This window comes from Kosakonia sp. LAM2021 (assembly GCF_016620385.1).
GTDB lineage: Bacteria > Pseudomonadota > Gammaproteobacteria > Enterobacterales > Enterobacteriaceae > Kosakonia > Kosakonia sacchari.
Genome location: NZ_JAENHT010000007.1, coordinates 242,058 through 264,757 on the forward strand (window position 1 = coordinate 242,058; position 22,700 = coordinate 264,757).

At 53.9% G+C, this 22,700-nt stretch carries 18 protein-coding genes; 7 read left to right on the plus strand and 11 right to left on the minus strand.

The genetic code is table 11. The annotated features are described in order from the left end of the window. The first annotated feature begins 151 nt into the window (after window positions 1–151). A complete protein-coding gene (locus JKP81_RS16480) occupies window positions 152–1,423 on the plus strand; it encodes a lipase family protein (protein WP_200552570.1) in 1,272 nt (423 codons plus the stop codon). A gap of 146 nt (window positions 1,424–1,569) precedes the next feature. On the opposite strand, the gene JKP81_RS16485 is transcribed toward JKP81_RS16480, so the two are convergent. From JKP81_RS16485 to JKP81_RS16510, 6 genes are all read right to left on the minus strand, one after another. Then, entirely contained in the window at window positions 1,570–4,392 is a 2,823-nt protein-coding gene (locus JKP81_RS16485; RefSeq protein ID WP_234455678.1) for an RHS repeat protein, read from the minus strand. A 76-nt stretch (window positions 4,393–4,468) separates the two neighbouring features. Further along, a complete protein-coding gene (locus JKP81_RS16490; protein WP_200552571.1) occupies window positions 4,469–5,482 on the minus strand; it encodes a substrate-binding domain-containing protein in 1,014 nt (337 codons plus the stop codon). Between the two features lie 29 nt (window positions 5,483–5,511). Next, the gene (locus tag JKP81_RS16495; RefSeq protein ID WP_200552572.1) at window positions 5,512–6,921 is read right to left on the minus strand and encodes a sucrose-6-phosphate hydrolase; all 1,410 of its coding nucleotides are present in this window, start codon (window positions 6,919–6,921) and stop codon (window positions 5,512–5,514) included. After that, a complete protein-coding gene (locus tag JKP81_RS16500) occupies window positions 6,921–8,291 on the minus strand; it encodes a sucrose-specific PTS transporter subunit IIBC (RefSeq protein ID WP_020454890.1) in 1,371 nt (456 codons plus the stop codon). The genes JKP81_RS16495 and JKP81_RS16500 overlap by 1 nt, the downstream gene beginning before the upstream one ends. Before the next feature lie 67 nt (window positions 8,292–8,358). After that, complete coding sequence (locus JKP81_RS16505; RefSeq protein WP_200552573.1) at window positions 8,359–9,876, minus strand: carbohydrate porin; 1,518 nt, start codon at window positions 9,874–9,876, stop codon at window positions 8,359–8,361. 163 nt (window positions 9,877–10,039) lie between these two features. Further along, window positions 10,040–10,966: an aminoimidazole riboside kinase gene (locus tag JKP81_RS16510; protein WP_200552574.1), complete on the minus strand. Its 927-nt coding sequence runs from the start codon at window positions 10,964–10,966 to the stop codon at window positions 10,040–10,042. A gap of 443 nt (window positions 10,967–11,409) precedes the next feature. On the opposite strand from JKP81_RS16510, the gene JKP81_RS16515 reads away from it, so the two are divergent. The 3 genes from JKP81_RS16515 to hdeA are packed head-to-tail and all read left to right on the plus strand — an operon-like array spanning window position 11,410 to window position 14,713. Continuing rightward, entirely contained in the window at window positions 11,410–12,795 is a 1,386-nt protein-coding gene (locus JKP81_RS16515) for a glutamate decarboxylase (RefSeq protein ID WP_200552575.1), read from the plus strand. Between the two features lie 35 nt (window positions 12,796–12,830). Further along, window positions 12,831–14,357 carry a glutamate:gamma-aminobutyrate antiporter gene (gene gadC, locus JKP81_RS16520; RefSeq protein WP_200552576.1) on the plus strand — a complete coding sequence of 509 codons (1,527 nt, stop codon included), beginning with the start codon at window positions 12,831–12,833 and terminating at the stop codon, window positions 14,355–14,357. A gap of 41 nt (window positions 14,358–14,398) precedes the next feature. Beyond that, window positions 14,399–14,713 carry an acid-activated periplasmic chaperone HdeA gene (hdeA, locus tag JKP81_RS16525; RefSeq protein ID WP_200552577.1) on the plus strand — a complete coding sequence of 105 codons (315 nt, stop codon included), beginning with the start codon at window positions 14,399–14,401 and terminating at the stop codon, window positions 14,711–14,713. Between the two features lie 51 nt (window positions 14,714–14,764). Here hdeA and phnE (JKP81_RS16530) read toward each other — a convergent pair whose 3' ends face one another. From phnE (JKP81_RS16530) to JKP81_RS16550, 5 genes are all read right to left on the minus strand, one after another. Continuing rightward, window positions 14,765–15,646: a phosphonate ABC transporter, permease protein PhnE gene (gene phnE / locus JKP81_RS16530; protein ID WP_200552578.1), complete on the minus strand. Its 882-nt coding sequence runs from the start codon at window positions 15,644–15,646 to the stop codon at window positions 14,765–14,767. Then, window positions 15,643–16,515: a phosphonate ABC transporter, permease protein PhnE gene (phnE, locus tag JKP81_RS16535; protein WP_200552579.1), complete on the minus strand. Its 873-nt coding sequence runs from the start codon at window positions 16,513–16,515 to the stop codon at window positions 15,643–15,645. Before phnE (JKP81_RS16535) ends, phnE (JKP81_RS16530) begins: the two co-directional genes overlap by 4 nt. An 81-nt stretch (window positions 16,516–16,596) precedes the next feature. Continuing rightward, the gene (gene phnD / locus JKP81_RS16540) at window positions 16,597–17,538 is read right to left on the minus strand and encodes a phosphonate ABC transporter substrate-binding protein (RefSeq protein WP_200552580.1); all 942 of its coding nucleotides are present in this window, start codon (window positions 17,536–17,538) and stop codon (window positions 16,597–16,599) included. Window positions 17,539–17,573: 35 nt separating this feature from the next. Next, on the minus strand, window positions 17,574–18,416 hold the full coding sequence (gene phnC, locus JKP81_RS16545; RefSeq protein WP_200552581.1) for a phosphonate ABC transporter ATP-binding protein: 843 nt from the start codon (window positions 18,414–18,416) through the stop codon (window positions 17,574–17,576). A gap of 125 nt (window positions 18,417–18,541) precedes the next feature. Continuing rightward, window positions 18,542–18,991 carry a hypothetical protein gene (locus tag JKP81_RS16550; protein WP_200552582.1) on the minus strand — a complete coding sequence of 150 codons (450 nt, stop codon included), beginning with the start codon at window positions 18,989–18,991 and terminating at the stop codon, window positions 18,542–18,544. 294 nt (window positions 18,992–19,285) lie between these two features. Here JKP81_RS16550 and JKP81_RS16555 point away from each other — a divergent pair, with 294 nt between their 5' ends. The 3 genes from JKP81_RS16555 to JKP81_RS16565 are packed head-to-tail and all read left to right on the plus strand — an operon-like array spanning window position 19,286 to window position 22,351. Continuing rightward, window positions 19,286–21,547, plus strand: a complete 2,262-nt coding sequence (locus JKP81_RS16555) for a type VI secretion system Vgr family protein (protein WP_200552583.1) — start codon at window positions 19,286–19,288, stop codon at window positions 21,545–21,547. Window positions 21,548–21,564: 17 nt separating this feature from the next. Next, window positions 21,565–21,948, plus strand: coding sequence for a DUF3592 domain-containing protein (locus JKP81_RS16560; protein ID WP_200552584.1), 384 nt, complete (start codon window positions 21,565–21,567; stop codon window positions 21,946–21,948). A 31-nt stretch (window positions 21,949–21,979) separates the two neighbouring features. Beyond that, window positions 21,980–22,351: a DUF3592 domain-containing protein gene (locus tag JKP81_RS16565; protein WP_200552585.1), complete on the plus strand. Its 372-nt coding sequence runs from the start codon at window positions 21,980–21,982 to the stop codon at window positions 22,349–22,351. The last annotated feature ends 349 nt before the right edge of the window (window positions 22,352–22,700 follow it).

Genomic DNA, 22,700 nt, shown 5'->3' on the forward strand with positions numbered 1-22,700 from the left:
TATTTTAGTATTGTCTAAATTTAGGAAACTCTAAAGTAAGTGGCGAGGGAAAAGCAACTGGCATGAATAAATTACTCACACTTTCGGTTTGAATTCTGGCCGCCAACTCCGTTTACTGACGGCTAACATCCCGCTATGTATGGAGAAAAACGTGAAAGTTTGCCGCCATCTCAACTATGTGATTTGCGCCCTTACAATGTGGGCCAACGGCGCGAACGCCTGGAGCAACGCGTTGCCGGTTGGCCCTGCGGCAGGTGATCAAACGCTTTCGCCGTTTTATATCTGGGATGGCGCGTTACCCGCTAAACCCGGCGTGATGCTGCGTGAAGAGCCGATTCCCGGTCAGCCTGATATTACCGATGCCAGCCAGATCACGCGCATTCTTTATACCTCGCGGGATAAACGCTGGAATGCTGGCATCGTGCCGGTCAGCGGTACGCTGTGGTTGCCGAAAGGGCAAGCGGCAAAAGGCGGCTGGCCACTTGTTGCCTGGGCGCACGGCACGCTGGGCGTTGCCGATAGCTGTGCGCCTTCCTGGACTAACCCGACCCCACGGGATGCGCACTATATCAATCAGTGGCTGAAGCAGGGTTTTGCCGTCGTCGCCACCGATTACCAGGGGCTTGGCGGGCCAGGCCCACACCCGTATATGAACTGGGAAGCCGAAGGGCGTTCGGTGCTGGACAGCGTGCGCGCTGTGCTCAACAGCACGCCACAATTGGCAAATAATCTGGTGATCAGCGGTCAGTCGCAAGGCTCCGGCGCATCGCTTGGTGCCAGCCTGCTCGCGCCGGATTACGCACCGGAACTCAAGCTGCGCGCGACAATAGCCACCGGTGTGGTCGCCACTTTTCCGGATGGTCCGATCAAACCGGGGCCTGCGCGACCAGGGCTGCGCGATCCCACCCGCTTTACGCTGCTGCGCATCATTGGCGGTTCGCTGCCGGACGGCGCACCGGCAGCAGAAAAATGGGTGACGGATCAAGGCACGAAGATGCTGGCGCTCGCCAGAACATCCTGTATGCCGGAACTGGGGCGTTACGAACGGCGGGAAAAACTCACGGGTGACACGGTGTTTATCGGTGGCACAAAACAGGTGGAGTCAACATTGCTTGCGGTAACGGATATGCCAGTGAAAACCTTTCCTGCGCCGCTGTTTACCGCAACCGGGCTTGCCGATCACACGTTGTCGCCACATCACCAGTACGCCGCCATCGCTGCGCTCTGCGCGGGTGGCAATGCGGTGGAGTGGAAGACCTACCCCGGGATTACGCATAACGGTGTGGTTAACGTTGCTTTTGACGATGAGCTGAAATTTGTGCGCGGCGTGATGGAAAATGCCCCGCAGCCCAACAGTTGTGGCTCGTTACAGGCTCCGGGGAAATTGCAGCAACCATTAGAGGGCGTGCCGTTTAACCGGTAGCACACCGGGTAAACAGTACACTCACCGCCTAAAACGGCAGCAAGTAAAAGGGAGAAGTCGGTATGACAAACTTCTCCCTTTAGCGGCAAAAAATATCCGGTTAACAGCCACACCTTATTTATGCCAGCTGCCAAAGCGAATCTTACTTAGTGGTGCTCAGCATTCATTCCTAATGCATTCGTCCGTGTCAGGCTTCTTTTTACTTTTATCTCTTTGATTTCAAAGTTTCCTTCTGGGGTTTGAATTTTCTTTTTAAAGTAAGCTGGTTTTGCTCTTGCTTCTTTTTTAACAAATTTTCCATTTTCTGAAATAGTGATATTTTTCTGTTTGAAGGGGAAGAAAACAGTAGTGCCTAAATATCCGTAAACGTTTCCTTTATCTCTTTTGGGTTGTAATTCAAGTAAACTCTCTTCTAGTTTTCCGGCTAAAGATGCGGAAAATGAGCCTCTATTTTTCGCGATGAATCGAAGTGTTTTTCCACTCGATTTTATCGTGTTGTCAATAACAATATTATCACCTTTACCTTGCGCACTATAACAGGCACTGATCTTTATTTTTGCCGTCGCAGGGAGCTCAAAATCAGTGACCAGCGTTTGCGCCACTTCACCGGCAGAAATTTGAGGAAGAGATTCACCGATACGTTCACCATAAAAATAACTGCTGGCGGGTAGGCCATGTGAATTGATAATTAACTGGTCATTTTTCCCCATCTCCTGCAAGTTATTCACCACATTGAACAACATACTTTCCTTAAGTTCTTCATCGCTTTCAGGCGAATGGGAAAAATGTGTCTCAACAAGTTCGTTAAACTTATCTTCATCCTCAGATTTGATAACCGTTACATAATCCGATTTATTCCTTTCCATCCTGGCTTGATTCGCTTTTACCAAACGTAAAATCCTTGCTTCATCCAGAAAAGGAAAATAGACATATCTTTTCCCCGGAGCCAGCCCATCGTTGTCCTCCAGCGTGACAGGATTATTCTGCACCATCCTGAACAAATTAATCCCGTCCACCGTGTCCGCCGGATCTGCTGAGAGCCACCGTCCCGCCCACGGCTGATAATAACGATAGCCGTAATAATAAAGCCCCGTCGTATCCTGCTCCTTGCCGGAATATCGGATGGTCTTGTAATCCGCCTCCAGCTGGCCGCGCGTGGCGAATAACGCCGTACCGCCGAACGGGTAATACTCTTCCTGGCTGATAAGCTCGCCGCTGCCGTCCACTTCCAGTGCGCTGTTGCCGGTAAGGTTGTCGTAGCTGTAACGCACCGCGTCATTGCTGACACCGGCGGGCTGGCCACTTACCCAGTGCAGCACCCGCACCTGCGCGCGCCCGGCCTCTCCTACTGTTATCACCTGAAGTGTTTCCGCGCTGCTGCTGCGCAGCTCCAGCCCCGGAAGATAAATCACCCGTTTTGTCTGCGTGCTGTTGCCGGTCAGCTGAGAGGTGATTTTGATGATGCGCTGGCTGCTGGCATCGTAACGGTAACGTTCGCTGTCGTCGGCTGCACCGTCGCGTGTTACGGGTGTGACTTTCTGCAGCTCCTGGCGCGCTGTCCACAGCAGGCTCTGCCCCGGTAAAAGCTGTTTCTGCTGACCACCGGCAGTGAACAGCGCCTCCACATCGGCCGGATTTTCCGTGAGTGTGCTGATTACCGCCCGGTTGCTGCGGTCGCTGACGGTAACTGATGTCGTGTAGTTATTGCCGGACGCGGGCGCGCTGTGCTGAATTTTCGTCAGATTACCGGCGTTGTCGTAGGTGTAAATGCGGGAGTAGTTCGTGTAAGTGGCGCTGTCGAAGGAGATGAAATCAGGGAGGTTACTGTTCTGCTGCACCGCACTGGCCATTTCGCGTCCGCTGGCGCTGACCAGCTGGTACAGGCTGTCGTAGGCGTAGGTGTTTTCGGGAACAACTTCCTGATTGCGCCAGAAACGCGTCTCCTCGGCGTCGTTGGTAATCACCAGCACGTTGCCTACCGGGTCGTACTCATAGCGCAGGTCCTGCAGCACTTTCGCAGTTGTCGTGCGTTCGGTTCTGATACCCACCAGACGCTGGGTTTCGGCTTCATAGGAATACGTGGTCACCACGCCGTTACCGTGTTCCTCGCGCAGCTTCTGCCCGGCGGCGGAGTAAGTCAGGGATTTCACAATAACCTGCTCTGAACCGCCATTTACCGTCAGCCAGCTGCCCTTCAGCAGACCCGCCACATTAAACGCCACGCGCTGGATATTGCCTTTCGCATCGGTGGTGGTCAGCACATTCCCGGCGGCGTCCACTGTGCTGGTTGTGGTGTAGGTTTCGCCCGCCAGCAGGTCGTTCCACGCCGAGACGTCCGCCCCCTGCCAGTCTGCTTCTGCGTCATCCGGCAGTAACTGGCGGGTGACAGAAAGCGGTACACCGCTCAGGGAAACGCTGTTTGTCGAAAGCAGGCCAGCCGGGTCGTAATGGCTGACGCATACCGCTGCGAGGTTTAGCGCCTGCTCCGCTTCCGTGTTTCCCGCATACACAAAGCGCTCCGCAATACGTGCTGCTGCGTCAGCTATTTGTTCAGTCACGCTCAGCGGGCGTCCTGGCATCGAGACGTCTTCATACTGCCAGCGGCGAATCACCAGCAGGCTTCGGTCTTCAGCACCATCGTCAGTGGCACGAATATTGCTGACCGAGGTAAACAGGCGGCCGCTGGCATCGTTCAGGTTGATAGTGATGCCTGCATCTACGCTCTGAGTACGCAGTACATCGCCGCTGAGATCCGTTAGCCAGATAAAGTTCGCTAGCCCGGTATTGTGCAGACGCGGATCGGCGCTGCGTGTCAGGAAGCCGCGTGCATCAAATTGATGGCGGGTGATGCGTTCATCAGTGCTCTGTGGCGTGTCGGGATGGCGGTGATAGGCGATGTTGCGCACCGCCAGGCCACGGTTGTCAATAACCGACACCGATGGGGTTTTGCTGAACGGTGATGTGCTCATTATTCTCTCCTGTTTGTGTGATGCCGCCAGTAAGGCTGCATGATTAAAAATAGAGCAAACAGGAGAGGGGGGATTCTTATGAAGCGGGGTGGCGAACGCGCAGCGTGGCGGGTAGCACGCGCTGCGGTGAAGCCGGCTCATTGCCTTCTATCATCTGGGTGATGATATCAAAGCAGTCCTGCGCGAGGCGCGGGACATTCTGCTCCACCGTATCAATCGGCAGCGTCAGCGAATCATATAAATAGTGATCGTCGAAGCTGGCGATATGAATATCGCTCTCCAGCAAATGGTGCTGGCTCATATAACGCAGAACCCCTTCCAGCAGGCCGCAGGCGGCGGTGAATAATGCTTTGGGCGGGCGCCCCAGTTTTGCGCACAGGGCGGCGAACATCTCATAACCGCTGCTCGGATGGTAATTACCGTGAATAATCCACTCCGGGCGCGGCGTAACACCGGCGCGCTCCAGCCCTTGCATAAACCCGGCAAGGCGGTCTTTGGTGGGTGACAGGCGTGGTTGCCCGCCAAGAAAGTACACTTCATCAGGGTTGGCGCGTGCCAGCCGTTCGACCAGCTCGGCGGTCGGCGTCAGCGAATCGGTGATCACCAACGGCAACTGTGTGTCATTGATATGGCGGTCAAATAGCACCACTGGCAACTGCTCGCTGAGCTTCACATAGTCGGCGTCGTTTTGCATGCTGGAGGCGACAATCAGCCCGTCCACCTGGCGCGCAACCAGGTTATTGACCACCACCGTTTCCTGGCTGGCGTTTTCATCGGTACAGGAGATAAGCAGTTGCAAACCGGCTTCGCGGCAGAGATTTTCCAGTTCGTGAGAAAAAACAGCGAAACCGTAGTTGGTGATTTCCGGCACCACCAGCCCCAGCGTATGGCTGCGGTTTTCACGCAGCAGGCGGGCGTGAATGCTGGGCTGGTAATGATGCTGCTGGGCGATGGCCTGTACGCGATCGCGCGTCTCCTGCGCCACGCGCAGCTCTTTACCGCGGCCGTTAAGCACCAGGCTGGCGGTGGCTTTCGACACACCCGCCAGCGCGGCGATATCACTGATGGTAACGCGTTTTGTTTTTCTCACGGTTGTGCATCGGTTAAGGAAACAAGCACTTATTCTACCATGCAAGCACGTAACGACCAGTAGCTGGCCTGCACTTCTGCGTCTCCCGTCAGGGTTATTTGCGCCGGATGAACCGGGAAGTAGCGGCTGCTCATCACCCCTTCGCCATCGTTGATAAAGATCTCTATGCTTGAGTGGTCGCAAAGGATCTGCAACTTATGCGCACATCCGTTCCAGTACCGGTACAGCCATGCGCCGTTCTCCAGGCTGCGGCGTGAAAGGCGCAGTTCATCGTGATGCCATTCGAGGATCAGCGTATCGGCGAAATTCAGCGTTACGCCACCTGCACTTTCCAGCACCAGCTCCATGCGCTGCGCATCCAGCGCGGGTATCTTGTGCGCCACGCCGCGATACTGTTGCTGTTCACCGCGCAGCGCCTGCAACTCCTTGACGGGTTGCTGGTAGAGTTTTCCATTGTGGGAGGTCAGCTCGCGCAGGCAGGTCATCTGGTGGATCCAACCATTGGCAACGGTCGGCTGGCGCATCTCTTCGCCGTCCGGCACGCCCATCCAGCCCACCAGCAGGCGGCGTCCGTCGGCGCTGAGCGTGGTTTGCGGGGCATAAAACTCAAACCCGGCGTCCAGTTCGTGAAATTCACCGTGCTGGTAGCTCGCACTGGCGTAGTCGAGCTGACCGCTTAAGTAAGCACTTGGGTAAGTGTTCAGATAACGCTTCTCTTCGCGCGCCACGCCTTGCGGGCAGCAGATTAAAAACGTACTGCCGTTAAGCGTGAACATGTCCGGGCACTCCCACATGTAGCCCGCATCACCCAGACCGCCCAGCCCGCTACCGGCGATTTCGCCAAGGTTTTGCCAGTTCCACAAGTTTTCGGAACGCAGCAGTAAAACTTTGCCCTGTAATTGCAAATCCTGCGCACCCAGCACCATGTACCAATAATCGCCGTGCCGCCACACTTTCGGGTCGCGAACGTGGCCGGTGTAGCCGTGCGGCAGGGGGAGAGCAGGGCCGAGCTTGTCGAAGCCGCCCGCGCTGTTTTGCACCGCCAGGCACTGCCACGCGGTGCGCGTGCCGTCATCGAATTTGACATTGCCGGTATAACAAAGCGTCAGGACGCCATTGTTATCGACGGCGCTGCCGGAATAACAACCGCTGCGGTCGTACTCTTCATCAGGCATCAACGCGATGGGTTCATGCTGCCAGTGCACTAAGTCCTCTGAACTCCAGTGCGCCCAGCACTTGTGCAAATGCTGGCAGCCCAGCGCATTCCACTGGTAGAACAGGTGGTAGCGTCCGGCAAAGTGGATAAACCCGTTCGGATCGTTGAGCAGCCCGGTGGTTGGCGCCAGGTGCCAGCCAGGGTAGTGGCTGTCCTTCAACGCATTCGGTTGACCTTTCATCACCGCCTGTAAAATGGCGGGTAGCAGCGGTTGTGAAGCCATTATTCAGAGTCCGTTTTGTATTTCAGCAGGTAAGAGATAACAAAGGCGACGCTAAAGGCGATAGCCATGCCGATAATATAATTCAGCAGCGAGCTGGCCTGCACAATCGCCATCCCTGGTAGGCCGGTCAGGCCAACCGCCGTCATATAAACATGCACCGACACCACCCACGCACCGCCGACCGCGCCGCCAATCAATGCGGCGATAAACGGTTTTACAAAGCGCAGGTTGATACCGAAAATTGCCGCCTCGGTAATGCCGAGCAGGGCAGAGAACGCCGAGGGCAGGGTAATCGCTTTAATCTTCGCGTCTTTGGTTTTAAACCATACCGCCAGGCACGCGCCGCCCTGCGCCACGTTTGCCATCGCCCAGATTGGCAGCAGGAAGTTAACGCCAATCGACGGGTTACCCAACAGCCCGGCTTCAATGGCATGGAAGCTGTGGTGTACGCCGGTAATGACAATCACCGAATACAAGCCGCCGAACAGCAAACCGGCCAGCCATCCGGCATGGGTAATAAGCGTGCTGAGCACAAACGAGATGCCGTCGCCGAGCGCGCGACCCGCCGGGCCGATAATCAACATCGCGACAAAGCCGGAGATAATCACCGTCAGGAATGGGGTGAGGATCAGATCCAGCGCATCCGGGATCACCCGGCGCAGTTGCTTTTCCAGCAGGCTCATAAACCATACCGCCAGCAGCACCGGGAAGACCGTGCCCTGGTAGCCGATCATCGCCACTTCAATGCCGAAGAAATTCATGGTGTGGAAGCCTGCCGCCACGCCCCAGGCGTTGGTCAGCGCCGGGTGGGTCAGAATGCCGCCAAGCGTAGCGCCAAGGTACGGGTTACCGCCAAATTCGCGCGCGGCAGTAAAACCAATCAGGATCGGCAGAATGATAAACGCCGCCGAGCTGAACATGTCGAGCATGATATAGAGCGCGTTGTCGGCGCTGACCCAGCCGTAGGTTTTCACCATCCCCAGCAGGCCCATCAACAGGCCGGAGGCGACAATCGCCGGAATGATCGGCACAAAAATGTTGGAGAGCAAACGGGCGATACGCTGGAACGGGTTAAGCTTACGCGCGGCAATGTCTGCCGCTTCCGATTTACTGGTTTCGCTGATGCCGGCTTCGGCAATAAACGCGGCGTAGACTTTGTTCACTACGCCTGTGCCAAAGATAATCTGCAACTGACCAGCGTTACGAAAGCACCCCTTTACGCCGTCGACTTTGCCAATCGCGGCAGTGTCTGCTTTAGCGTCTTCCACCAGCACCAGGCGCAGGCGTGTCGCGCAGTGTGCGGCGCTGGCAATATTGTCCTTGCCTCCCAGCAGCGGCAGTAGCGACCGGGAAATTTGTGCAAAATCCATAAAAACCTCTGTTTTATCGTTTTTGTGGGACTAACCGGCAAAAAGGGCTCCCGAAGGAGCCGTTTCATCAGAACCAGGTTTCCATTTGTACGCCGAAGTTCCATTCGCCGCCGGCCTTGAAACCGTCGCTGCCAAAGGCATCGGAGCTCGCATATTTATCCAGACGATGATCCCAGTCCATCCAGGTGGCGAACAGGCGGATTTCCGGGCGTTTGAGGAATTCACCCACATCGCTGGCTTTCAGCGTTGGGGCGACGGTGAGTTTGTAGAAGTTGCCGCTGACCGCGTTGCGGCTGTTGTAACCTTCCGGGCGCAGATCCATGTACTGATAGCTGCCTTCATACTGCATCTCGAAGTTTTCGGTAAAGCCCTGAATCAGGCGCACGTTGGCAGTAGCCCATTGATAGCTGTCGCCTTTGACATAGCGATCTTTGCTGGTCTGCGCCAGCAGTGCCGGGGCAATATGCCAGCCGCCGCCGAGCGGCGTAATGCCGTAGCTGGCAAGACGCCAGGTATTGGCTTCCGGCAGCAGCGCACCGTCGGAACCGATGGATTTCACTTCCGCACCCAGGCCGTGACCATACAGCAGCGCGGTCTTCGCTGAGCCTTCGCGCAGGCCATAGAAGCTGTCGTTATGCAGGCCGAGCAGGGCATGTACGCCGGTGTTCGCCGCATCGCTCTTCACTTTGTTGCCGTCGAGATCGAGGCGGTCGTCGTTGTCTTTGGCGCGCATCCCGCTGACCATCAACTGTACCGGACCGTAGAAGTTATTCAGCGAGAGAATGTAGTTCTGCGCGGTGTTTTCGCTGTTTTCAATATCACCGAAGGTGCGCCCGTAAATCGAGACGTTGCTGCGAGCGTTGTCGCCCCACTTCATGTCGTAAACGCCCGCGCCGGTCCCGGCGAGGAACACCACGTCAGAGTCTATCCAGTGGATGTCGAAGTTGTCGCGGTCAAAACGTTTACCGGCCCAGACGGTAGAGTCTTTAAACGCGCCGCTAAAGCTTGGCAGATGGCCGATTTCGGTAAATGCCTGGCGCAGGTTGAGATCGCTTGAGGAGGCCGTCCAGTCGTTATAGGTTTTCTGCCCGTCGGCGAGCATCACTTTAAAGCGCGTGGTCGCACCGTTCGCCAGCGTCTGTTTATGCTCCAGGTTCATCTCAACATACGTATCCGGCTCATTCCCCAGACGACCAACGTGGCCGCCGGTTTCTCCGGCTGGCGTCACCGTTGGGCCCCCCTGCGTTTTGGCGGCCGAGTTGTTCATCAGCAGGCCAGAACGGGCGTAGCCGTGGAATTCAAACCCGCCTTCGTCAGCGGCTTTTTGTTCCAGTTTGGCGATGCGCTGCTCAACCGGGGCGGTGGTAGCCTGGTTCTTTTGCTGGGCGGCAGTCAGTTGTTGTGCCTGTTTTTCGGCGGCCTGCGCACGGTTTTCGGCGGCATTAGCGCGTTGTTCTGCGGCTTGCAGGCGCTGTTCCAGTGCGGCGAGACGCGCTTCAATGCTGCTCATGCTGGGGTCGGCGGCGTGAGCGGCACCAGCGTTTAATATCAAACCAAGGGTTACGGCGAGCGTGCTTTTTTTCATCTTTTTGCATCCCTAAGGAAGAGCCATCATCACAGAGTTATTTTGCTAAACCGGTTTAGGTTTCGAATCATAATCAAGGCCAATTTCTCCACGCAATGAAATTTGCTAAACCGGTTTAGTGATTGTGAGACGGCTCGCAAAACGAAGCGGCAGGCGCGCCAAATTAGCGGCATTGTTCCATAAGCTGGTGGTGATACGGCAGGGCGGTCATCGCACCTTTGGCGGTGGTCGCCAGCGCACCGCAGATCTGCGCACTGGCAAGTCTCGCGGACAACTGCGCTGCGCAGTCCGGCAGGCCGTGTTCCGCCAGCCCCCACAACAGCCCGGCAACAAACGCATCGCCCGCGCCGGTGGTATCGACGCTCACCACCGGCAACGTGGGGTAGTGGAAAATTTTGCCGCTGTGCCAGGCGGTAACGCCCGCTTTTCCTTGTGTCACCAGCAATAAGCTGATGGCGTAACGCGTCGCCATGGCTTGCATGCTGGCTTCCAGCTGTGTGGAAGCGGAAAAAAACGCCAGCTCCTCTTCAGACAGTTTCACCACATCGGCCAGCGTTAAGGCCTGGCTCAGGCACTGGCGAAGCTGCGTGGCGTCTGTCCAGAGATCCTGGCGGATATTGGGATCGAAGCTGACAAAGCCGCCTGCGCTGCGCACCCGCTGCATGGCGGAGAAGGTGGTGGATCGCGACGGTTCTGCCGCCAGCGCAATCGAGCAGCAGTGCAGCCATTCGCCGCGCTGGAATTCTGGCAGGTCGCTTTCGGTAAGAAACAGGTCGGCGCTGGGGCGTACCATAAAGGTAAACGAACGTTCACCGTCATCGTCCAGCGCCACCACCACCGTGGAGGTGCGCTGCGCCGGGTCGGCACGCATAAACGCGATATCGACCTGTTCTGTGGACAGCGTGTGTTGCATAAAACGACCAAACGGATCATCACCGACGCGGCCAATAAAGCCGCTATTTCCCTGTAACCGCGCAACGCCGACCGCAACATTCGCTGGCGCGCCGCCGGGGCACTGCATTAAATGACCCGGTGCTTCCGGCAGTAAATCCACCACGGCATCGCCCAGACACCAGACTCTGGCTGACATGCTTTTCTCCTGACAAAAAGTATTGCTAAAAATTAACTAAAACGGTTTAGCAAATCAATGGCGTTTTGCAAGACCTGCCATTTTTTAACCCCTGTTGCGCGGCGGATTTTATGCGGAACGTAAAAGATATATCAGAGAAAGAAGAATATAGTCAGGCGAAAAATAACGATTCCCGGCCATATAAGATCTGAATTCTTCTCATAAAATATAAATTAAGATAATGACGATGGTTATTTATATCAGCAGGTTAGCTGCTCTTGTTAATAAATATACATTTCTCCAATTAATGGTTTTTTCCTTTTAAATTCAGTGTGATTACACCCCGTTTCCATTGATTTAATTACTGGATAAGGAAATTCCATTCGTTTGAAAAAATAAAAATCAGGGTTTATAGCTTTCTCAGGCATAACGAATTAGCGAATGCACCCATAAGGAGAGGGCACATGGATGAGCAATACCCTGGCATAGACGATATTTATGCCTCCCTGGAGTTATCTTCGTCCCTGGAAAAACACCAGTTCCCCGCTAAAGAACGGGATCCGCGCAATGTCTTTGCCGCAGTACGCGACGAATTAATGCTTGACGGTAACTCACGACAAAATCTGGCAACGTTTTGCCAGACATGGGTCGATGATGAAATTCGGACATTGATGGATTTGTCCATCGACAAGAACATGATCGATAAAGACGAATACCCGCAAACGGCTGAAATTGAGTCTCGCTGCGTACATATGCTGGCCGATTTATGGCACTCACCGGAGGCGGAAAACACGCTCGGCTGCTCGACGATTGGTTCCTCTGAAGCGGCAATACTCGGCGGCCTGGCGCTGAAATGGCGCTGGCGGAAAAAACAAGCTGCTGCAGGCAAACCTACCGACAAACCGAACCTGATCTGCGGACCCGTGCAAATCTGCTGGCACAAATTTGCCCGCTATTTTGATGTTGAGCTGCGCGAAATTCCCCTGCAAGGCCAGCGGTTAGTGATGAACGCCGAAGAGGTGATCAAGCGGGTTGATGAGAACACCATTGGCGTTGTCCCGACGATGGGCGTCACCTTCTCGTGCCAGTATGAGCCGGTAAAAGCCGTGCATGACGCGCTGGATAATCTGCACCAGGAAACCGGCCTTGATATTCCTATTCATGTTGACGGTGCCAGCGGCGGGTTTCTGGCACCGTTCTGCGCGCCGGATATTGCGTGGGATTTTCGTCTGCCACGGGTGAAATCAATTAATGCCTCTGGCCACAAATTCGGTCTTGCGCCGCTGGGCGCCGGTTGGGTCGTATGGCGCGAAGCCGCCGATTTGCCGGAAGAACTGATTTTTAATGTTAACTACCTCGGCGGCAACATGCCGACGTTCGCCCTCAACTTTTCCCGGCCTGGCGGGCAGGTCATTGCTCAGTATTACAATTTCCTGCGTCTGGGACGGGAAGGCTACGCGAAAATTCATCACGCCTGTTACCTGACAGCGCAGTATCTGGCGCGGGAAATCGACAGACTTGGGCCGTTCAAAATCTTGTTCGATGGCAACAGTCAGCAAGGCATTCCCGCGCTGGCGTGGACGCTGCGCGCTGAGCGCGCCATTGGCGGATACACCCTTTATGACCTTGCAGATCGCCTGCGCAGCCGTGGCTGGCAAGTGCCCGCCTATTCAATGCCAGCCCATCGCGAAGATTTGGTTATCCAGAGGGTGCTGGTGCGCCACGGCGTAAGCCGTGATCTCGCCAGCTTGTTGGTGGACGATATTAAGCGCGCACTTGACTACTTTTCCCGCCATCCGGTCAGTAGCCCGCTCAGTGCTGAAGAAGCCAGTGGTTTTAATCACGCCTGAGTCCCGGAAAGTTTCGCTATAAAAGGAGAAGTGCCATGGAGGCGGCGAACAAAAGCGTTCCGGCTAAGTCATTATCCATGATTGGTTTTTTTGCTATCACCGCATCCATGGTGATGGCGGTGTATGAATACCCGACGTTTGCGACATCGGGTTTCAGTCTGGTTTTTTTCTTATTACTGGGCGGCATTTTATGGTTTATTCCGGTTGGCCTGTGTGCGGCTGAAATGGCCACGGTTGAGGGCTGGGAAGAGGGTGGGATCTTTACCTGGGTATCAAAAACGCTGGGAGAACGCTGGGGGTTTGCGGCGATTTCGTTTGGTTATCTGCAAATCGCGATCGGTTTTATCCCGATGCTCTACTTCGTGCTGGGCGCGCTGGCTTATATCCTTGACTGGCCAGCGCTGAACAGTGACCCGCTGACGAAAACTATCGCCGCGTTAATCATTCTTTGGGGGCTGGCATTTACCCAATTTGGTGGCACGAAATATACCGCGCAAATCGCCAAATTTGGCTTCTTTGGCGGCATCCTGCTTCCTGCCGCTATCCTCGTGGTACTGGCCATCGCTTATCTCCTCAGCGGTGCGCCGCTGGCCATCACCTTTGATATGTCGACATTTGTCCCGGATTTCACCCAACTCGGCACGCTGGTGGTCTTTGTGGCGTTCATTCTGAGTTATATGGGCGTTGAGGCGTCGGCTACGCATGTTAACGAAATGCGCAACCCAGGCCGTGACTATCCGCTGGCAATGATATTGCTGATGATCGCCGCGATTTGCCTCAGCTCGATTGGCGGCTTGTCAGTTGCGGCCGTGATCCCATATAACGAAATCAATCTTTCTGCAGGGGTCGTTCAAACCTTCAGCGTGTTAATCACCCATTACGGTGCCGGATTCTCCTGGGCCGTAAAAGTCACTGCAGCTCTGTTGGTAATGGGTGTGCTGGCGGAGATCGCCTCATGGATTGTTGGCCCGTCTCGCGGCATGTATGTCACCGCGCAGCGAGGCATACTGCCTGCGCCATTCGCCAGGGTGAATAAAAATGGTGTGCCGGTGACGCTGGTTGTGAGCCAACTATTGATGACATCTGTTGCGCTGGTGGTGCTTACCAATTCGGGGGGCGGGAGCAATATGTCCTTTTTGGTTGCCCTGACGCTGACGGTGGTGATTTATCTGTGTAGCTATTTTTTATTGTTCCTCGGCTATATGCAGTTAATTCACAAACAGCCGCTGCTCAAACGCACCTTTCGTATTCCCGGCGCAAAGGGATTCAGGCTCGCGGTAGCGGGGCTGGGCTTTTTGGTGTCGCTGCTGGCCTTTATCGTCTCTTTTTATCCACCGGCCTCACTTGGCGGCGAAAGCGCCGACGAGAAGTACGTCACGCTGCTGGTTATCTGTTTTGTGATTGTGCTGATCCTCCCCTTTCTGGTCTACGCGCTGCATGACAAGCGCGGCAAACAAGGCACTGTGACCCTGGTCGCCATCACCGCTGATAATGCGCCGAAAGGGCATTTCTTTATCCATCCACGCGCGCGTTCACCGCATCATTTAGCCCCTAAGGAATAGCAGTTTTTTCAATGATATGAGCCATTAATAAGGAGAAGTGAATGAAAACAACCGTTAGCATCATCGTTGGCAGCTTGCTGCTGGTTTCCGCTGCGACACAGGCAGCAGATAAAGGTAAACCCGTGAATAGCTGGACATGTGAGGATTTTCTCGCGCTGAAAGCCTCTTTCCAGCCAACTGCCATCGGCATTGCTGAGGCGTTAAACAGTAAGGACAAACCTGAAGAAGCGGTGGTGGATGTTCAGGGGATTGAAACGGTGACGCCTGCCGTGATTGAAGCCTGCAAACAGGACAAACAAGCCACGTTCAAAAGCAAAGTGGAGGGTGAGTGGGACAAACTAAAAAAGGATATATAAACGCGAATATTTATTATGGCTAACCTGCCGGGGCATTGAAGCCCCGGCAACTTACTCCGGCTTGAAAAGCGGCACTGGCTTGCCGGTAATATAGCGTCGGCGCAGCCAGGCCGACGCGCTATCCATTAACATCACTACCATCACCAGAATCACGGTGATAAACATCACCACATCCCAGTTCCACAGCCGCATATTTTCGGCATAAATCAAACCAATCCCGCCCGCGCCAACAAACCCAAGCACCGCTGCCGAGCGGGTATTGGACTCAATTTGATACAGGCTCAGTGCCAGAAACGTCGGGAAAGATTGGGTAAAGGTACTGAAGCGGTGTTTCTGCAGGCCGCCCGCGCCCACGGCGGTTAAGCCGCGCCCAGGCGAGCGATCCACCGCTTCGTGGCTTTCGGCGTACAGCCGACCGAGCAGGCCGGTGTCCTGCATGATGATCGCCAGCACCCCGGCAAGCGGCCCAAGCCCGACGGCGCGCACAAAAATCAGCCCCCAGATCGCCATATCAATGCCGCGCAGCATATCGAACAGGCGGCGCACGAAAAAGGCGATAACGCCCGCAATGCCGCCTTTCATGATGTTGCGGGCGGCAAAAAACGACAACAACAGCGCGAATAGTGTGGCGGTCGTTGTGCCGGCAAAGACAATCGCCAGCGTAATGCCAATCTGCGTGAAGTAGTAACCAAACGGCCAGTTGAGAAAATCGTGCCAGACGAACATACGCAAAATATAGCGGCCGATTTGCTGCATGCCGGTCAGCGCCTGTTCAGCAGGAATGCCGAACTGCATAAAGAACCAGACGTAATAGAGCAGCACGGCAAGGGCGATAAACCCGAGGCGGCGCAGATAACGCCCCTGCGCCTGGAACAGTTTTCGGTTTAATTTGCGGCTCAATTCCACATTCGGTACGGCTTGCCAGTTGGTCACTTTTTCCCCTCCAGCACCCACTGGCGCAAGCGGCCAGAGAGCGTATCAAGCACGAAAACGACGATAATAATTAGCAGCAGCGTGATGCTGACCTGATCGTAACGGTCGAGTTTTATGTTGGTCATCAGCTCCTGACCAATGCCGCCCGCGCCGACCAGGCCAAGAATGGTCGAGGAACGAAAGTTAATTTCAAGGCGCATAAAGCCATAAGAGAGAAAAATCGGTTTCACCTGTGGCCACAAAGCGAAGCGAATGCGTTGCAGATGTGTCGCGCCGCAGGAGGCCAGCCCGCGTACCGGTCTGTCATGCGTGCTCTCAACCGCTTCATAAAACAGCTTGGTCAGGCTACCAACGGTGTGCAGCGCCAGCGCCAGAAAACCGGGGATCGCCCCGATGCCAAATGCCATTACGAAGATCACCGCCCACGCCAGCTCCGGCATGGTGCGTAAAAAAGCGACCAGCGTACGCACGGCAAAGCGTACCGGCGGCGGAGACCAGGTGTTGCCCGCCGCCAGAAAGGCCAGCACGATGGCGATAGCGAATGAGAGCAGCGTTGCGGCCAGCGCCAGTTGCAGAGTTTCCCAGATCAGCGGGAGCTGGATCGGCAAGCGGTAACCCCAGTACGCCAGCGAGCCTTTGGTGTGGCTGTCGGCAAACAGCACCGGCCAGTGCAGCGTCGGCACCGTTTCCAGCATGTAATCCATAAAGTTCGGCAGCGAGTGCCAAATGGTGGCGAGATTGAATTCTGCCGCGTTACCGGCGGCGAAATAGAGCGCCAGCAACACCAGCGACCAGGCGACGGTGTCGCGTTTCTGGCGCATTCTGACTTGCTGATAGTAGTGCTCAAACTGCGTATTCGACATCTTCATGCGTAGCGGGAGATCCTGTATGACCATCGAATAAAAGCCCCTGGTTTTACCCAGGGGCCGGAGAATCGATGCGGCGAAGGATTAACGTGCGGTAACCAGCTCGCGTTTCATCTCGATAATCTGTTTAAAGTCATCCACGCTGCCCGGACCGATATGCTGCGTACCGCCCATCGCTTTCACGAAGCAGGCGTGGTTGTCCGTATCCAGTTTCTTAATGGCGGTGACCACTTTGGCTTTGAAATCGGCTGGCAGGCTGTTGCTCACCAGAATCGGGCCGTTCGGGATCAGCGGCGATTCCCAGATGATACGGATCTCTTTCATCAGGTTCGGGTGATCCATACGGATCAGGCGGTTAAACGCCCCGACGCTGTAACCTGTGTTGTAATCGCCCACCATCGAAGTCCAGGTGACGGCGCCAGCGAACTGGCCGTTCAGCACGCCGAGGATGTCCTGTTCATGGCCGCCGGAGAAGGTGACGCTGGAGAAGTAATTGTTGTATTTATTGTCCGCGTTACCGCCAAACTTCTGTTTGAAGGCGTAGTTCGGGATCAGGTAACCGGAAGTGGAGTCCGGATCGGCGAAGCCAAACGCTTTGCCTTTCAGATCTTCCAGTTTTTTGTACGGGCTGTCGGCTTTCACGATCACCACCGAGTGGTAACCGCGCGACTTGTCTTTGTCATCCACCGCGATACCGACGATATCCACGGCTTTCGGGTTATTGATATACACGGATGCGTAAGAAGAGGGCGACATGCTCAGCACCACATCGACTTTTCCACCCAGCAGGCCCTGAATAACACCCGAATAGTCAGACGAGTTGCGCAGTTTAGTGCCCACGCTGAGTTCTTTATCCAGAAACTCTTTCACGCACTGGTTATCACCAATTTGTTGGGTTGCGTTCTGGCCGCCCAAAATCCCCAGATTTAATTCCTTCGGCTGCTCAGCGGCAGCCGCCTGCCATGCCAGCAGAAGACCTGTCATCAATGCCGATAAACGTAATGCGCCAGAAATATGCTTTTTCATTGTCATTGCCTGTGTCGTCTCATTGGAAGGAATAATTAATGCAATTGACTGATTTCATCGCCGTACAGCACCTGCAGCACGTCCTGCGTTAACCGGGAGGGATGATCGTCAAAAATAATCCGTCCCTGGGAAACGCCAATAACGCGGGTGCAATACTCTTTCACCAGCTCCACGGAGTGAAGGTTCACCATCACGCTGATGCCTTGCTCGCTCACTTCGCGTAATACGCCCATGATGCGCTGGGTATTTTTCGGATCCAGCGAAGCGACAGGTTCGTCCGCCAGTAAAAGGGAGGGGTTTTGAATCAGTGCGCGGCAAATGGCGACACGCTGCATCTGACCGCCGGAAAGCGTTTCGGCACGCTGCAAGGCATGCGGCAACATGTTCAGCCACTCCAGCAAGGCGATTGCTCTGGCGCGGTCTTCATCGGTAAAGACTTTAAACAGGGATCTCAGCGTCGACGTCTGGCTCAGTCTACCGAGCAGCACATTGGTCAGCACGTCGAGGCGCGGCACCAGGCAGAAGTCCTGAAAAATCATGCCGCACTGGCTGCGCCACTGATTAAGCGCACGACCTTTCAGATGCGTGACATCGCGCGGCGTACCCACTTCCGGGAAACTTAAAATTTCGCCAGAGGTGGCGCTGTGCGTGCCGTTTAGCACATGCAGCAACGTGGATTTCCCTGCGCCGGAGCGTCCAATCACGCCGACCATCTCACCGCTGTGCAGATCAAAACTGATGTCGTGCAGCACGGTCTGGTGCGTGTTATAGGCTTTGCGTAAGTTCTTCACGCTCAGCACCTTTTGCTTCGGCACCATGTTTAATTGATGCCGGGACGAAAAGTGGTCTTCAGAGATTTCTGCCAACGCGCTGTTCATAAGTCTTCCGGATTTTTCATTAAACTGGCGACCATTAAGAGCACGGGTGATGATCGTTTTATGACGAAAAAGCGAACAAATAATGAACGTGGATGTTTAGCTTAGGCGCTCGCGCGTACGGACCTTTATTTTACGTAATCGACGGTGAGGTATTTTTTCCAACCCGGTGCGCGATGAACGGCTGGTGGATCGGCAAAGAAAGGAAAACGCAGACGAGCTGTGAGGGATATTTTTACCCTCCATTCGGCGTCGCCGAGGAAGCGAAAGGTTATTTCCTCATCTTTGACTGACAATTTTTCAAAATGCCCACTTGCCCACGCCTGACCAATACGCACAATCTCTTTCACACCCTGATTGATATCTATCAACACCATGGTCAGCCACTCTTCAAAAATAATATCGTCGGTCAAAAAAAGCAGAGAGTGGCAGGCATCTATTTCGACTGCGGCTTCCAGCACCAGCCCCGGCACGATGATATTTGTGGCGATACCTGCAATTTCTACCTTCGACTGCGCTTGCGAAAACGGGGTTGCTTCACACACCGCGATGAGTGCTACGTTATTGGCTTCTTGCATGGACTACTCCGCGATGCTGCGTATTATTTTATCTTCAGATTATTCTTATCTATAAGCCGGGCAAAGTGAGTATTCTGTGTAAACTTTTGTGTATAAAACAGCGAAATAAATACCCGGAACCTTTAGCTGAACATTATATAAATTAATTTAATAACGGTTTGGTATTGTCCTGGTTGCAGTAATTTCCGGCGGTTAGCCAGAATGAAAACGGTTCACATGTTCTGTCAAAGAGTATGACAGCGCTTACACAGGTTTAAGGTGCAGAGGCACGCGCCGTACTAAGGACGCAAACGCATGAATCAGCGTATTTCGGTACAACTTCCCACGGCAAGTGATTTGCTATTTTGGCAGCTTACTGGTCATGAGGCCCTCTCGGAACCTTTTTCATTTAACCTGACGCTGCTGGGTGAAGATGCGCGTCTCGATCGTAGCAAGTTGCTCGGACAGTCTGTGACCGTGACGCTGCCCACCCAATCGCTTACCACTTCGCGTTACCTCAACGGTAAAGTGACTCGCGCGGGTGTGCGTCCTGTTGAGCTGTCCGGTACGCGTTATGCTGCCTATACGCTTACCGTCGAGTCAGACCTCTGGCCGATGAAACGCGACCGTAATATGCGTATTTTTCAGGGGCAGACCGTGCCGGAAATTGTCAAAACGCTGTTCAGCGAATATCAGGTGAATGTGGATGACCAACTGACCGGGAATTATCGCGTCTGGGATTACTGCGTTCAGTATCAGGAAAGCAGCTTCGAATTTGTAAGCCGCTTGATGGAACTCGAAGGGATTAGTTATTACTTCCGCCATCAGGCGGATCGTCATGTGTTGGTACTGAATGATACCGACTCAAAACATGAAACTTTCCCCGGTTATGAAACGATTCCCTATCATTCGACAACTTCTGGCGGCGTGACCGATGAAGAGGGGATTAGCCAGTGGGCGATGGAAGATAGCGTTACGCCCGGAAAATTAAGCCTTGAGGATTACGACTTCCGCCAGCCGAATGCATGGCTTTTCCAGGCCCGGCAGAACCCGGCATCGCCAAAACCCGGCGATATTGATGTTTATGAATGGCCCGGTCGTTTTACACAACATAGCCATGGTGAGAAATATGCCCGCATTCGCCAGGAGCGTTGGCAGGTGGATCACCAGCAAATTGGTGGTTCGGCAACGGCTACCGGCATTGCGCCTGGGTTTGTTTTCACGTTGAGGAACGCACCTTTCACCGGCGATAATGGCGACTATCTGGTTACTGCCGCTGAATATGATTTCCGTGAAAACCCTTACTCCTCAAGCGATGCAGGTGAAACCATGCAGCGCATTGATTTCTCTGTTATTCCCGCTTCAACACCGTATCGTCCCGAAGTGAAAACCCCCTGGCCGCGAACCTACGGCCCGCAGACGGCTAACGTCGTCGGCCCGGCTGGCGAGAGCATCTGGACCGATCGTTATGGTCGTGTGAAAGTTAAATTCCATTGGGACAGGCAATCGAAAGGTGATGATACCAGTTCCTGCTGGGTGCGTGTCTCCAGCGCGTGGGCAGGGCAGGGATTTGGTGGGGTGCAGATCCCGCGAATTGGCGATGAAGTGGTTGTCGACTTTATTAATGGCGATCCGGATCGTCCGATTATCACCGGGCGTGTGTATAACGAGTCCAGCATGCCGCCATGGGAACTTCCCGCCGCGGCGACAGTGATGGGCTTTATGACGCGCAGCAAAGACGGCAATAAAGATAATGCCAGCTATCTGTTTTTCGAAGATAAACCGGGTAGTGAAAAGGTGGATTTGCACGCCGAGAAGGATATGGCGGTTTCGGTGGAAAACGATCAGACCGTTACCATTGATGGGCATCGTAACACCACCATCAAAAAGACGCAGACGGATGACGTGACAGAAGATGCGACCTTCACCTACCAGGCTAAACGCACCACTACGGTCATGAAAGCGGAAACCAAAACATTTAATGAAAGCGAAACCACCACCATTCAGCACGGACGTAAGCTGGATATTACCAGCGGTGGCGACAATGTGACGATCAAAGATGGTCGCACGACGAATATTACCGGCACGGAATTACACCATGTGACTGGCAATGTGACGCAAAACTTCGACAGCGCGCTGATAACCACTGTTAAAGGCGGTCAAACCGAGACGATTGATGGTGGCGTGACAATCAATGTTAACAGCGGCAGTTGGACGCAAAACGTTAACAACGGGACAATTACCATTACCAGCCCGCAAACCATAACGTTGCGCAGCGGTGTTTCCATCGATCTTGATGCACCGAAATCAACTTATACCGTGGGTGGCCATAAGGAAGCCGTGACGGGGAATAGTCTTAGCTTCACTGGGGCGTCGGAAGGGGTTACAGGTGTTGCGTTTGATTATAAAGCTCTGTCTATCGGTGTAGCGAACACAGCTATCTCACGTAATGTTATTTCTATTAGTTCAAAAGCATTTGAAAAGAAAAATGTGCCGCTGGATTACAAGCAGGTTGGGGTCTTACTAGAGTCAGGAGCGTTACGGTGGAGTTCTAAGGCTCTGACTTTAATAGTTTAAAATGATGGAGCTGTAAAATGGAATTCAGATGGATATATCTCGTTTATCTCTTTATCGCTATTGTCGCCATTCGAGTTTTGATCATGGCCGGTTCGATGGTGATACCGGGTATTCGACAAACAATGATGGAATCAGATGTGCGTAAAAATGGTGTTGGCGTTGGAGCCACTATTGTCTCCAGGAGTCGTGCTGGTTCATTTGAGGGAGGGCTACCCGTTTACAGGCTGACTTTTAAATTCAAAACTCGCGAAGGCGTTGAGGTTGAGTCGAGTCTTGAGCGCCCGTTAGCGGCAGAGGACGTTATGCAATTTGAGCCCGGAAATGGTGTGACGCTTAAGTATGATCCCAAAGATCCTAAGCGTATTGCGCTGTCTGATCGCCCATTGATTTTAGGCGATTAAAATCCGTTTTCTCAGGTCAGGAAATAACCTTATGCCGTACCACCTGGACTATGTTGTTTCCGCCTTCATTGTCGTCCTGGCCGCGTTCTTGCTTTATTACGCGCTGCGCTGGGTTCGCCAGCTAGTTATCGAGGCCCATGTGATGAAACATGGGATCGGTGCGAATGCCGATATTATTGCTCTTAAGCGCACCAACTGGATGGACAGGCGTTCTGTCTATTGTGAACTGGTGTTGCGCTTCAAAACCCGCGAGGGGCAGGAGGTGCAGGCGAGCGTGTTTCAGTTCCTGGATAGCCGTGAAATTGTGCGGTTTGCCGAGGGTAACGGCACAACCGTGAAGTATTCGCCACAAAATCCAAAGCATATTGTGCTGTATGATCGTCCGCTGATTTTAGGTGACTAATATCCCTGTTATTGATCGTGTAAGCGTTATAAATAAAAAAAGATATCGCCTGCGTTAATTCTCTTTCGTCCTCACTTCGTCTTACTAATAAATCTTTTTCATTCCGTGATGAAAACAGGAACAGATCTATCTGGCTGATCTGTAATGCTTTAACGCATCTATGTGCGCAAACCTGCAACCTCAATAATTAAATCCCGCCAGCGTCACAAAACCTGGAAAAAACAAGCCACTGAATCGCCACGGGTTTAACAGACACCTCAGAGTCATTTAAGATGGCTTAAAGAGAGGTGCCCATGAGCGGTAAGCGTTATCCCGAAGAGTTTAAAACTGAAGCAGTCAAACAGGTTGT

Coding starts and splice junctions, on each gene's coding strand:
- JKP81_RS16485 (WP_234455678.1), bottom strand. CDS start 4,392: ATGAGCACATCACCGTTCAGCAAAACCCCATCGGTGTCGGTTATTGAC.
- JKP81_RS16495 (WP_200552572.1), bottom strand. CDS start 6,921: ATGGCTTCACAACCGCTGCTACCCGCCATTTTACAGGCGGTGATGAAA.
- JKP81_RS16500 (WP_020454890.1), bottom strand. CDS start 8,291: ATGGATTTTGCACAAATTTCCCGGTCGCTACTGCCGCTGCTGGGAGGC.
- JKP81_RS16505 (WP_200552573.1), bottom strand. CDS start 9,876: ATGAAAAAAAGCACGCTCGCCGTAACCCTTGGTTTGATATTAAACGCT.
- JKP81_RS16510 (WP_200552574.1), bottom strand. CDS start 10,966: ATGTCAGCCAGAGTCTGGTGTCTGGGCGATGCCGTGGTGGATTTACTG.
- JKP81_RS16515 (WP_200552575.1), top strand. CDS start 11,410: ATGGATGAGCAATACCCTGGCATAGACGATATTTATGCCTCCCTGGAG.
- gadC (WP_200552576.1), top strand. CDS start 12,831: ATGGAGGCGGCGAACAAAAGCGTTCCGGCTAAGTCATTATCCATGATT.
- hdeA (WP_200552577.1), top strand. CDS start 14,399: ATGAAAACAACCGTTAGCATCATCGTTGGCAGCTTGCTGCTGGTTTCC.
- phnE (WP_200552579.1), bottom strand. CDS start 16,515: ATGAAGATGTCGAATACGCAGTTTGAGCACTACTATCAGCAAGTCAGA.
- phnD (WP_200552580.1), bottom strand. CDS start 17,538: ATGAAAAAGCATATTTCTGGCGCATTACGTTTATCGGCATTGATGACA.
- phnC (WP_200552581.1), bottom strand. CDS start 18,416: ATGAACAGCGCGTTGGCAGAAATCTCTGAAGACCACTTTTCGTCCCGG.
- JKP81_RS16550 (WP_200552582.1), bottom strand. CDS start 18,991: ATGCAAGAAGCCAATAACGTAGCACTCATCGCGGTGTGTGAAGCAACC.
- JKP81_RS16555 (WP_200552583.1), top strand. CDS start 19,286: ATGAATCAGCGTATTTCGGTACAACTTCCCACGGCAAGTGATTTGCTA.
- JKP81_RS16560 (WP_200552584.1), top strand. CDS start 21,565: ATGGAATTCAGATGGATATATCTCGTTTATCTCTTTATCGCTATTGTC.
- JKP81_RS16565 (WP_200552585.1), top strand. CDS start 21,980: ATGCCGTACCACCTGGACTATGTTGTTTCCGCCTTCATTGTCGTCCTG.